Below are 12,273 nucleotides of genomic sequence, written 5' to 3' on the forward strand. Positions count from 1 at the left end.
GCCCTCGCCTTTGTTTTTTACAAGCCCCGGAAGTTGCGCCTGCCTGCCGGCGCCTCATTGGGCACGGCCATCAGGTAGAAAGTAAGCATGCTGGCAAGTGAACAAAACAGCCAGAAGCAGAAGAATCCGATGCTGTAGACCGCCAGGGGCTTGATGTCCGGGTATGTCCCGAACAGCGACAGGTCGTAGGGATCGAACATCGAGAAGAAGAAACCTTCCGCGACGATTGCCACCAGAAACGACGGCCACAAGACGACCATCATTAGTCGCGCCATCAACCTACCCTCCTTTCACTCCGAACAATCGGTGTAAAGCTGTACCGGGATCCAGCACTAGTCATTTCCCACTTTCGAACCATTGACATTCCCAGATTCGGGAACGTCATTCACGAGAATGAGAACGACCGTACTGCGGATATTGTGCACCAGCATTTAATTTGTCGCCAGACGTAAGACAATATCCTACTTCGGAGTTACCCTTGGACCGTCTGGTCCGCCTTCATATCAACCTGTTTCTGCTGCGGCCACATCCACTCGCCGGACAGACGCCAGTCCCGCTGCTCGCCCTCTACCACCACGTTCCACCGCGCGATATCCAGCAGCGGGATCGCAATGGCGAACTTGCCTTGCCGGTCGGCCGTCGTCTCGAGTTTCAAATCTTTCAAGGGCTGCGTCGAGTGCACCAGGCTCACGTACAGCTTGCCGGAGAACGGCTGCTTCTGGCTGCTGATCGTGCCGACCAGCTTGCCGCTCGCCGGCTCGTAGCGGAGCGAAGCGTCCAATCCCATCTCCGCCGCCTTGCGGTCGCGGCTCAGGTCCTGGTTAATGGCCTTGCCCTGCTTGTAGTAGTCGTCGACGACCAGCGCATCCTGTTGCGACACCGCGAGGTAAGTCGTATAAATGCCTGCAACGACAACGACTGCGGGGCCCAGCATCAACAGCCACGGCCAGCGGTGCTTGTACCAGGGCTGTTGGTCATTCATCTTCGGGGGCATGGCTGCAGCTTGCATGTCATCTCCTTAACGCGGCACGATGAATACCGCTTTTTCCCTTACGTGCAGGCTCTCATCATCGATGGCCTGCAATTCAAATGCGATCTTGTTGGATCCCTTCTCGCCCTTGCCCGGGCCGACACGGACCCGGACGGGCACCGCGCGCGATTCGGTTGCATTCAGTTCGACCACTTCCGGCGTGGAAAGTGCAATCGTGTCGATGCCGGATACGCTCAGTTTGTACTTGTGCGGCCTTTCGTCCGTGTTCATGATCTGCAGGCGGTACACATTCTCGATCATGCCGTCCTCGACCTCGCGTCCCATCGAGCCGCGGTCGCGGATCACGTCCATCTTCAACTCGGTGCGCGTGAACAGCGAACCGAAGAACACGCCAATGATGATCACCAGGATTGCGCTGTAGATCAGCACGCGCGGACGCGTCGCGCGCTTGCGGATGTCCTTGTCCGACAGGTGGTTGCGCATGGCATTGTCGGTCGAGTAGCGGATCAGACCGCGCGGCGCCCCGACCTTGTCCATGACCGAGTTGCAGGCGTCGATACAGGCCGCGCAGCCGATGCACTCGTACTGCAGGCCGTTGCGGATGTCGATGCCGGTCGGGCACACCTGCACGCACATCGAGCAGTCGATGCAATCGCCGAGCGAGGACTTCCCGGCCGACTTGCTGCGCGCACCGCGCGGCTCGCCGCGTTCCTTGTCATAGGTGATGATGAGCGTGTCGGGGTCGAACATCGAGCTCTGGAAGCGCGCATACGGGCACATGTACATGCAGACCTGCTCGCGCATCCAGCCGGCGTTGCCGTAGGTGGCGAAGCCGTAGAACAGCACCCAGAACCACTCCCAGGGACCGAGGTCCAGTGTCATCACCGAAGCGGACAATTCGTGGATGGGCGTGAAGTAGCCGACGAAGGTGAAACCGGTCCACAGCGCGAGCGCGCCCCAGACGAGGTGCTTGGCCGACTTCTTGGCGAACTTGGAGGCCGACATCGGCTGCTTGTCGAGACGCATGCGCTGGCTGCGGTTGCCCTCGATCTTGCTCTCGATCCACATGAAGATTTCGGTGTAGACCGTCTGCGGGCAGGAATAGCCGCACCAGAGTCGTCCACCGACGGCGGTGAAGAGGAAGAGCGCATACGCGCAGATGATCAGCAGCAGCGCAAGATAGATGAAGTCCTGCGGCCACAGCACGATGCCGAAAAGGTAGAACTTGCGGGCGGTGAGGTCGAACAGCACGGCCTGCCTGTCATTCCATGACAGCCACGGCAGGCCATAGAACACGATTTGCGTCAGCCAGACGCACACCCAGCGCCAGCTGGCATACCAACCCTTGATTTCGCGCGGATAGATTTCCTCGCGCGCCTTGTACATCCGAATGACTGAAACCTTCGGCGCCGGTTCGCTCATTGATTGACTCGCTTGATCTTTATTTCATAAGAGACCGAAATGGTACCTTATGAAATAAGCATGGCGGCGGCGATTGTCCGCTGCCGCCATGCGATTAGAGCCTAAGTTCTCTAATTACTTCTGTGCTACCGAGGTGCTGTTGTTGGAGAGGCTCCACACATAAGCAGCCAGCAGGTGCACCTTGCCTTCGCCAAGGAACTCGTTGAACGCCGGCATGGAATTGGTACGGCCCTTGCGGATCGTTTCCATGATGGTCTCCGCGCCGCCGCCATAGAGCCAGGTCTTGTCGGTCAGGTTCGGGGCGCCCATGGCCGGGTTGCCCTGGCCGTTTGCGCCGTGGCAGGCTGCGCAGGCGGCAAACTTCTCCTTGCCGAACGAAGCCTTGATCGGGTCCGCGGTGGAACCGGAGAGGCTGAGCACGTAATGCGCAACCGCTTCCACTTCCTTGTCGCCACCCACTGCGGCAGCCATCGGGGGCATCATGCCGTTACGGCCGTTCATGATGGTCGTCTTGATGACGTCAGGATCGCCGCCGTACAGCCAGTCCTTGTCGGTCAGGTTCGGGAAGCCCTTGTTGCCGCGTGCGTCAGAGCCGTGGCACTGTGCGCAGTAGGTCAGGAACAGGCGCTCGCCCATCGCATGAGCCTGCGGGTCCGCTGCCACGGTCTTGAGATCCTGCGCCTGGTACTTGGCGAAGATCGGACCGTAGTCGGCGTCCGCCTTCTTCAGCTCTTCCTGGTACTCGCCGGTCGATGCCCAGCCCAGCTTGCCCTTGAACGAGCCAAGGCCGGGGTACAGGACCAGGTAAACCGCACCGAACACGATGGTGATATAGAACAGCCACATCCACCAGCGCGGCATCGGGTTGTTCAACTCGGACAGGCCTTCATCCCAGCTGTGACCGGTAGTGTCGGCTTCCTTGCCCGCCTCGACCAGGATCTTGACCCGGGACTGCTGCCACAGCAGGAGGGCGCAGCCGGCGATGCCGAGGATCGTCAGCAGCGCAACGTAAATACTCCAGAATTCACTTGTAAAGTCAGCCATGTTGTTTCTCCGCAGCTTGCATTTGTTCGTCAGCGAACGGCAGGTTGGCTGCCGTTTCGAAGTCTGCGCTGCGACGCGCGCTGTATGCCCACCAGACGATACCGATGAAAGTCAGGAAGCTCAGCACGGTCACGATATTGCGCGCGTCCATGATCAGGTTTTCGAAGCTCATGATTACCTCTTCGCCTTGATCTGGATGCCCAGGCCTTGCAGGTAGGCGACGAGCGCGTCCTGTTCGGTCTTGCCTTCGACGGATTTCGCTGCGTCTGCAATTTCCTGGTCGGAGTACGGGTGGCCCAGCTTGCGCAGTGCCGCCATCTTCGGCGCGACCGATTGCGGGTCGACCTTGGTGGTGGCGAGCCACGGGTAGCTCGGCATGTTCGACTCCGGCACCACGGCGCGCGGGTTGTCGAGGTGGGTACGATGCCATTCGTCGGAGTAGCGGCCGCCTACGCGTGCCAGATCGGGACCGGTACGCTTGGAACCCCACTGGAACGGACGGTCGTACACGTACTCGGCGGCAACCGAGTAGTGGCCGTAACGCTCGGTCTCGGCGCGGAACGGACGGATCATTTGCGAGTGGCAGTTGTAGCAGCCTTCGCGGATGTACACGTCACGGCCGGCCAGGCGCAGCGCGTTGTACGGCTGCAGGCCGGCAACCGGTTCGGTGGTCGACTTCTGGAAGAACAGCGGCACGATTTCCACGAGACCGCCGACGCTGATCACGAGCAGAACCAGCGCGATCATCAGCCAGGGGTTCTTCTCGATCAGTTCATGGGTAAATTTCTTCATTTCTGCTCCTTGATTCAAGCGTGCGACGCGTAGGCCGGGATGCGTGCATCAACGGCCTTGGCGCCGCGCACGGTCATCAGCGTGTTGTAGGCCATGATCACCATACCGGTCAGGTACAGGAGGCCGCCGCCGAAGCGGATCACGTAGTACGGGTAGGTCGCTTTCACGGACTCGACGAAGGTGTAGGTCAGCGTGCCGTCGGCATTCACCGCGCGCCACATCAGGCCCTGCATCACGCCGGCAATCCACATTGCTGCGATGTACAGAACGATACCGATGGTCGCCACCCAGAAGTGGACTTCGATCAGGCGGACGCTGTGCATTTCCTTCTTGCCGAACAGACGCGGCAGCAGGTAGTAGATTGCGCCCATGGAGATGAAGCCGACCCAGCCGAGGGCGCCTGCGTGCACGTGGCCGACAGTCCAGTCGGTGTAGTGCGACAGTGCGTTCACGGTCTTGATGGACATCATCGGGCCTTCGAAGGTCGACATGCCGTAGAAGGACAGGGAAACGATCAGGAACTTCAGGACCGGGTCGTTGCGCAGCTTGTTCCATGCGCCGGACAGGGTCATGATGCCGTTGATCATGCCGCCCCAGGACGGAGCCAGGAGGATCAGCGAGAACACCATACCGATCGACTGGGTCCAGTCGGGCAGCGCGGTGTAGTGCAGGTGGTGCGGGCCCGCCCACATGTAGGTGAAAATCAGCGCCCAGAAGTGCACGATCGACAGACGGTAGGAGTAGACCGGCTTGTCGGCCTGCTTCGGGATGAAGTAGTACATCATGCCCAGGAAGCCTGCGGTCAGGAAGAAGCCCACCGCATTGTGGCCGTACCACCACTGGATCATCGCGTCCTGCACGCCGGCGTAGGCGGAGTAGGACTTGGTTGCGGTGACCGGGATCGCAGCGCTGTTGACGACGTGCAGCAGTGCGACAGCCAGGATGAAGGCACCGAAGAACCAGTTAGCCACATAGATATGGGGTACTTTGCGCTTGACCAGCGTGCCGAAGAACACCACGGCATAAGAAACCCAGACCAATGTGATCAGGATGTCGATCGGCCACTCGAGTTCGGCGTATTCCTTGCCCGAGGTGAAACCCAGCGGCAGGGAGACAGCCGCGGCGACGATGACGAGTTGCCAACCCCAGAAGGTGAAGGCGGCCAGCGTGTCGGAAAACAGTCGTACCTGGCTGGTACGCTGGACGACGTAGTACGAAGTGGCAAACAGCGCGCAACCGCCGAATGCAAAGATGACAGCGTTGGTATGCAACGGACGCAAGCGGCCGTAGCTTAACCAGGCGATGTCGAAATTGAGTGCGGGCCAGGCTAGTTGTGCAGCGATGAAAACGCCGACCAACATGCCCACCACGCCCCACACTACAGTAGCGATCGCGAATTGCTTCACGACCTTGTAGTTGTAGTTCAGTGATGTATCCACGTACGATCTCCCAGGGTTAGTAACACGAATGGGAGGGAGAGTACGATTCCGTGTTTTGAAAAACTTTGACCCAAGTCAAATTGACCCGAATCAAGGTAACCCTTCTGCCCGCAAGGCCATTTTCATAGGGAGAATGGCTATGGACCAGTACTTTTTATCTAGTCCTTCTTGCCTATTTCGGAAGCAGTTTTGTCAGCGGAATCGGAAGTCTGCGGACGGTCGTCGTCCTGCAGGATGCGCATGGCGGGCCCGACGAGGTCGTCGAACTGTCCGCTGTCCGATGCGCGGAAGAATACCCAGATCGCGATGAACACGATCACGATGCTGAGCGGGATGAGGAGATAGAGAGCTTCCATGCAATTCCTTCAAGCGGCCTTGAGCACCTGCTGCCCTGCCGGGGACGCCGATGGTACACGAGGAATGCGCCGCAGGCGCAGTGCATTGACGACAACGATCGCCGAACTGAGCGACATGCCGATGCCCGCCATCCAGGGATTGAGCACCCCGACTGCCGCTGCCGGAATCGCCACGATGTTATAGATCGTGGCCCAGGTCAGGTTCTGCCGGATCACCGCCATGGTCTGCGCGGCGGCGCGATGCGCATCCACGACGGACGAAATTTGCCCGCTCAGCAGCACGGTATCCGCATGGGTCTGCGCCAGCGCCGCCCCGCTGCCCATTGCAAAAGACACATCGGCGGCCTTCAGCACGGCCGCGTCGTTGATGCCGTCACCGACCATCGCCACCACCGCGCCCTCGCGCTGCAGGTCTTGCACGAAGGCGAGCTTCTGGTCCGGCAGGTATTCGCCATGCGCGGTCTCGATGCCCAGTTCCGACGCCACCCGTCGTGTCACGCTGTCCTCGTCGCCGCTCAACAGGATGACTTTCTTGCCATTCGACCGGAAATGCGCGACCACATCCCTCGCATCCGGCCGCACCTCATCGGCGAGATCGAAGCGGGCCAGCCATTGGCCTTCCATGCCGAGATACACCGGCGTGAACCCGCCGACCGGATGCGGCGCTGCCGATCCGGCCACTTCCGCAACGAATGCGGCGGAACCGAGGCGATAGCGCACGCCCGCGACCACGCCTTCCATCCCCTGCCCTGCGGTATGCACGATCTCAGATGCCACCGATTCCATGCCCTCGCCGCGCGACTTTCTTGCCGCTTCGACAATCGCATGGGCAAGCGGATGGGCGCTCGATGCTTCGAGTGCCGCAGCCACCTGCACACAGTGGCCAGCATTTTTGCCGCCGAACACAGCGACGTCGCGCAATGCCGGCCTGCCGAGCGTCAGCGTACCGGTCTTATCGAAAATGACATGCGTCGTCCGGTACAGCGTTTCGAGGACATGTGGCTGGACAGCAAGCACGCCCTGCCTGACCAGCCTGTCTGTCGCTGCAGCCAGCGCACTCGGTGTCGCCAGCGACAGTGCGCAAGGACAGGAGACAACAAGTACGGCGATGGCAATCTGCCACGCGCGCGACGGATCGATCCACTGCCATACGCCGAAGATGACAACGGCGAACACCAGCAATGCCGCGACGAACCAGGCGGCAACCTTGTCCGCCCACAGCGACAGTTGCGGCTTGGCCTGGCCGGCTCGCTCGATCAGTTTCACGAGTGTCGAAAGCGTGCTATCCCTTGCAATCTTGGTCACCTTGACCACGATTGCCTGCGTCGCATTAACCGCGCCGCCAGGAAGCTCGTCTCCGATGTCCTTGCGCTGGGGCCGGCTCTCGCCGGTCAGCAATGACAGGTCGACAGCGGTGCTGCCTTCCACCACCACGCAGTCGGCTGCGACGGCCTCGCCCGGTTTCACGAGCACCATATCGCCCTCGCGCAGTTGCGCGGCCGGCACGGTCTCCGTCGTCCGGTCATGGGGAAAGCCCGGCATGCGCGCCGCCGATGCAGGCAAGGCATGCTGCAATTTCTCCAGCGCCGAAGCCGCCTTGCGCCGCGCGATCAGTTCCAGGTAGCGGCTGCACAGCAGCAGGAAAATGAACATCGTCACCGTATCGAAATAGACATCCCCTTCTCCGGTGAATGTCGCCACGGTACTGCCGATGAAGGCTGCGGCAATGCCGAGGGCGACCGGCACGTCCATGCCGAGCGCGCGGCTCTTCAGGTTGGCCCATGCGCCCTGGAAGAACGGCAGGCCGGAGTACAGCACGGCAGGCAGCGTCAGCAGCAGGCTGGCCCAGCGCATCAAGCCTTCCATGTCGGCATCCATGGTACCGTCGGTTGCCAGGTAGACAGGGACGGCATACATCATCACCTGCATCATGGACAGGCCGGCAATGAACACCTGGCGGAACAGCTTCTTGCTCGCGCGCTGCAACTGCTCGCCATGGCGGACCGCATCGTAGGGATAAGCGGTATAGCCGACTTCGCGTACTGCCTTCAGGATGTCGCTCGGCTTGCAGTCGCCCTCGCGCCAGCGTACGTGCAGGCGCTCGGTTGCCACGTTCAGGTTCATGGCCTGGACGCCCTGCACCGCCGCGAGCCGGCGTTCGATCAGCCAGACGCAGGCGGCGCAGCGGATGCCGTCGACGGAAAAGGTCGCTTCGCAGACACCGGCGTCCTGGCTATCCTTTTCAGCGAACTGTTCAAGGATTTCGGGCGCGTCGTACAGGCGCAGCTCCGCCGGCACCAGCGATTCCTGGTCGCCGGTCGGCGAATAGCTTTCGCGGGTAACGTAGTAATCGGACAATCCATTGTCGACGATGGTTTTCGCGACCGCCTCGCAACCGGGGCAGCACATCGGGCGCTCTTCGCCCGAAATCTTCACGGACCACGTCGATCCCGCGGGGACAGGCAGCCCGCAATGAAAGCATGACAAGGATTCCATCAATGCCCTCCGCCGTGCGAGCTCGCTGCAGGCGGCGTCAGGCAGAGGCCGTCAAGCCAGCCGAGCGAGACGCCGCTGGTGGCACGCGCAAGGCCGAGAAGGCCGAATGCAAGAACGACAAGGCCGGCAGCGACACGCACGGCGCGCCGGCGCGTCCATGCCTGCAAGCGCGTGCCGAGCATGCCCATGGTGAGCAGGACCGGGAGCGTGCCGGCGCCGAACGCCAGCATGACAACCGCGCCGGACACCGCCGAGCCGCTCAGCATCGCGGTCATCAGGACGCTGTACACCATGCCGCAAGGAACCCAGCCCCACAGCCCGCCCAAGGCAAATGCCTTTGCCATGCTGTCGACGGGCAGCAGGTGCTTCACCATCGGCTGCACCCGGCGCCAGACAAGCTGTCCGGCCGCTTCCAGCTTGGCAAGGCCGCGCCACGCATCCATCAGGTACAGGCCGAGGGCGACAAGCATGAGGTTGGCCAGCCAGTAACCGCTAATCTGCAGGGAGGACATGAATGACAAGGTTCGGACACTCTGCGCAACGCCACCGGCAATGCCGCCGGCAATGGCATAACTGGCAAGACGGCCGGCGTTATAGGCGACGACACGGCCGGCGCCGTCAAAGATGGCGGGAGCGGCAACCGTACCGGCGCCATTGGTGACCGGGATTGGAAACGGGCGGCGCGGAGTCGCGACCGAAAAAGCGCTGACGATTCCCCCGCACATGCCGACGCAATGCACGCCGCCGAGGAGGCCAATCATGAAAACGGAAATGAGGTGTAATTCTGTCACTTGGCGAGGATAGCAGGTAGATGACTATCCTGCCGGGTACCCGCCCGCGCCGGCCGGCAAGGCGGGTAAGCCGGCGGCGCGCAGATGGCGGGTTCGGGGATCGTCAGATCGTCTTGGAATAGTGCATGCGTTCCAGCTTCACTTCGCGCGGCATGCCCAGATAGCGGTCGAACACCATGCAAATGTTGCGGATCAGCAGGCGGCCCTTCGGCGTCACCGTGATCCATTCCGGATCGATGGTGAGCAGGCCATCGGCTTCGAGTGCGCGCAGCTTCTCGAGTTCCGTGGCGAAGTAGTTTGCGAAGGCGATCGGATAAGCCAGCTCCACCGATTTGATGGACAGTTCGAAATTGCACATCAGCATCTGGATGATGATCCGGCGCAGCAGGTCGTCGACGTTCATCTTGATGCCGCGGCAGATCGGCAGTTCACCCTGTTCGAGGCGCTCGTAATAGCCTTCCAGCGTCTTTTCGTTCTGGCTGTAAGTCGAGCCGACCGAACTGATCGCCGAAACGCCCATCGCGACCATTTCCGCTTCCGCATGGGTCGAGTAACCCTGGAAATTGCGGTGCAGACGGCCCTGGCGCTGGGCAACGGCGAGTTCATCGTTCGGCTTGGCGAAATGGTCCATGCCGATGTACACGTAGCCGGCTTCCGTCAGGCGGCGGATGCACAGCGACAGCATGTCGAGCTTGGTTTCGCCGCTCGGCAGTTCGTCTTCGTTGATGCGGCGCTGCGGCTTGAACAATGCCGGCATGTGCGCATAGTTGTAGATCGAAAGGCGATCAGGGTTGGCCGCGATGACCTTGCTGAGCGTCTTGTCCATCGTGATCAGGTTCTGCTTCGGCAGGCCGTAGATCAGGTCGATGCTGATCGAACGGAAACCGGCGTCACGGGCAGCCTGCATCACGCCCAGCGTGCACTCTTCCGGCTGGATGCGGTTGACCGCCTTCTGCACGTCCGGATCGAAATCCTGGACACCGAAGCTGATGCGGTTGAATCCCTGCGCACGCAGCGAATGCACACGCTCCGGCGACACGGTGCGCGGATCGATTTCGATCGAATACTCGCCCACGTCATCCGTGGCAAAACGGAACCACTTGCGCAGGTGGGCCAGCAGGTCGCCCATTTGCGCATCGGAAATGTAGGTCGGCGTACCGCCGCCGAAGTGAAGCTGCTCGACCGTGTTCATGTCGGCAAACAGCTTGCCCTGGATCTCGATCTCGCGCTTCAGGTAGGTGAGGTATTCGTCGGCCTTGCTGCGGACCTTGGTGATGATCTTGTTGCATGCGCAGTAGTAGCAGAGCTTGTCGCAGAACGGGATATGCAGGTACAGCGACAGCGGATTGCGCGCACCCATGGCACGTACGCTATTCACCGCCTGCAGATAGTCGCCCATGCCGAAGCTTTCCGTAAAACGGTCTGCCGTCGGGTACGACGTGTAACGCGGCCCCTGCTGGCTCATCTTGCGGATGAGCGCTGCATCGAACTGTACGTTGGATGAAATCGGAACTGCGGTTGCCGGAACTGCCATAGTGTTTTTGCTCCTGTCGTTCGCCCCAAGATAGGGCGCTATCAGACTGGCTTGCAGTGTACGTTTCCGGACAAAAAAGGGGCCTTGATCTATGTCAAAAAGGCCCGGATTGCGTTACCGCGCGAAAAAAAGTCAAGCAGAAAGTGCGTCATCCCTCCCTGCCGTCAACACGCGGCGACAGGAGATACGGCGCATAGACGACCACATACAGGACAAAGGCTGCGCTCCAGCACGCCGCAGCCGCCACCAGCATTTCCGGACGCATGAGATTCGCCGCGGCGAGCATGCGCGCAATCACCCCAACCTGGATGAGGACATACATGGCAAGTTCGCTATTTCCCGCGTGGAGCGGACGTCCGGTATGACCCAGTGCAGTACGTGTGATCATGCCAATGATCAAACCGGCCATCGAACCGATGGCAAGGACGTGGAATGCGGCACTGCTCGTCGTCATTCCCCATGCGGTCAATCCCAGCATGAGGAGTCCGACGGGAATCCATGCATACGACAGGTGCAGGATCCAGAGGATCGGTTTGCGCAGCGTGACATGGGGCATCCAGCCCAATACCCGCGTGGCCTGCGCGACGGCAGCCGCTACTGCAAGCGATCCGGTGAGCGGTCCGGGCAGCTGCGCGATCCAGGCCAGTGCAGCAAGTGCGGTCAGCGCGATGCCGATCTTGTCGCGTTTTTCATTCATGACCGGTTTGACGCCCTGTATCGCATTGGCGGTGAATCCCGGGATCACCCGTCCGCCGATGACCGATTCGATCATGACAATGATGAGAATGGCAGCCTGGATCGGCCCGACGGACGATATCTGCAGCAGACCGGTCATGGACGCATGGAAGAGCGCATTGACCAGCGTCAGCAATGCGAGCAGGACGACCAGGAACATGTTGCGTTTGTTACCGGTGCGCTGCAGTACACGGAAGATCGGATACGCAGCCAATGGCAGGAAAAGAAGGTCGACGACGGCAGCGACAACGGGAGGCGTGAACAGCATCGCAAGACGGCCGGCGATCCACAGTCCCGCCAGCGCGGCGAGATGCCCTCGCCTCGGCGTCCACAACCCCGTCCAGTTCCGGCCGGCAGTGAACAGGAAGCCGATGATGACCGCGATGGCAAAACCGAACACCATCTCGTGCATGTGCCAGTTCAGGTCCACGTGGACCAGCGCACCAAGGCTGCCAAAATAGCGGGCAATCCATAGCGGGACACTGAGCGCGGCAAACAGTGCGGCAAGCAGATAGAACGGACGGAAACCGAGCCGGAACACGGGGTGATGGGAGAACCCGGTCTGCACCGGCTCCTTTACACGCGGTTCTTCTATCCTCACGAGGGTCATGACAGCTCCTAAAAGATTCATTTAAGAAGAATCTTATATTGCCAGCCCCCTGAATGCAATCGC

12 protein-coding genes are annotated in these 12,273 nt (G+C 60.8%); all 12 read right to left on the reverse strand.

What is annotated here, in order from left to right; genetic code table 11:
* Window positions 1–17 precede the first annotated feature (17 nt).
* Window positions 18–275 carry a hypothetical protein gene (locus AC3WOY_RS01055; RefSeq protein ID WP_420474949.1) on the reverse strand — a complete coding sequence of 86 codons (258 nt, stop codon included), beginning with the start codon at window positions 273–275 and terminating at the stop codon, window positions 18–20.
* Between the two features lie 197 nt (window positions 276–472).
* Window positions 473–1,009, reverse strand: a complete 537-nt coding sequence (locus AC3WOY_RS01060) for a FixH family protein (protein WP_492420458.1) — start codon at window positions 1,007–1,009, stop codon at window positions 473–475.
* Window positions 1,010–1,018: 9 nt separating this feature from the next.
* Window positions 1,019–2,413: a cytochrome c oxidase accessory protein CcoG gene (gene ccoG, locus AC3WOY_RS01065; RefSeq protein WP_492420460.1), complete on the reverse strand. Its 1,395-nt coding sequence runs from the start codon at window positions 2,411–2,413 to the stop codon at window positions 1,019–1,021.
* Between the two features lie 114 nt (window positions 2,414–2,527).
* Complete coding sequence (gene ccoP / locus AC3WOY_RS01070) at window positions 2,528–3,457, reverse strand: cytochrome-c oxidase, cbb3-type subunit III (RefSeq protein WP_492420462.1); 930 nt, start codon at window positions 3,455–3,457, stop codon at window positions 2,528–2,530.
* Window positions 3,450–3,629, reverse strand: a complete 180-nt coding sequence (locus AC3WOY_RS01075) for a cbb3-type cytochrome oxidase subunit 3 (RefSeq protein ID WP_492420463.1) — start codon at window positions 3,627–3,629, stop codon at window positions 3,450–3,452. Before AC3WOY_RS01075 ends, ccoP begins: the two co-directional genes overlap by 8 nt.
* 2 nt (window positions 3,630–3,631) lie before the next feature.
* Window positions 3,632–4,249: a cytochrome-c oxidase, cbb3-type subunit II gene (ccoO, locus tag AC3WOY_RS01080; RefSeq protein WP_492420464.1), complete on the reverse strand. Its 618-nt coding sequence runs from the start codon at window positions 4,247–4,249 to the stop codon at window positions 3,632–3,634.
* A gap of 14 nt (window positions 4,250–4,263) precedes the next feature.
* Window positions 4,264–5,688 (reverse strand): cytochrome-c oxidase, cbb3-type subunit I, encoded by a 1,425-nt coding sequence (ccoN, locus tag AC3WOY_RS01085; protein WP_492420466.1) that lies wholly within the window; start codon window positions 5,686–5,688, stop codon window positions 4,264–4,266.
* A gap of 158 nt (window positions 5,689–5,846) precedes the next feature.
* Complete coding sequence (gene ccoS, locus AC3WOY_RS01090) at window positions 5,847–6,044, reverse strand: cbb3-type cytochrome oxidase assembly protein CcoS (protein WP_492420468.1); 198 nt, start codon at window positions 6,042–6,044, stop codon at window positions 5,847–5,849.
* Between the two features lie 9 nt (window positions 6,045–6,053).
* Window positions 6,054–8,540: a heavy metal translocating P-type ATPase gene (locus AC3WOY_RS01095; protein WP_492420470.1), complete on the reverse strand. Its 2,487-nt coding sequence runs from the start codon at window positions 8,538–8,540 to the stop codon at window positions 6,054–6,056.
* Window positions 8,540–9,301 carry a sulfite exporter TauE/SafE family protein gene (locus AC3WOY_RS01100; protein ID WP_492420472.1) on the reverse strand — a complete coding sequence of 254 codons (762 nt, stop codon included), beginning with the start codon at window positions 9,299–9,301 and terminating at the stop codon, window positions 8,540–8,542. The genes AC3WOY_RS01095 and AC3WOY_RS01100 overlap by 1 nt, the downstream gene beginning before the upstream one ends.
* Window positions 9,302–9,434: 133 nt before the next feature.
* Window positions 9,435–10,865 (reverse strand): oxygen-independent coproporphyrinogen III oxidase, encoded by a 1,431-nt coding sequence (hemN, locus tag AC3WOY_RS01105; RefSeq protein WP_492420474.1) that lies wholly within the window; start codon window positions 10,863–10,865, stop codon window positions 9,435–9,437.
* A 148-nt stretch (window positions 10,866–11,013) separates the two neighbouring features.
* Window positions 11,014–12,210, reverse strand: coding sequence for an NnrS family protein (locus tag AC3WOY_RS01110; protein WP_492420476.1), 1,197 nt, complete (start codon window positions 12,208–12,210; stop codon window positions 11,014–11,016).
* Between the last annotated feature and the right edge of the window lie 63 nt (window positions 12,211–12,273).

Source organism: Noviherbaspirillum sp. FW303-A3, from assembly GCF_058788695.1.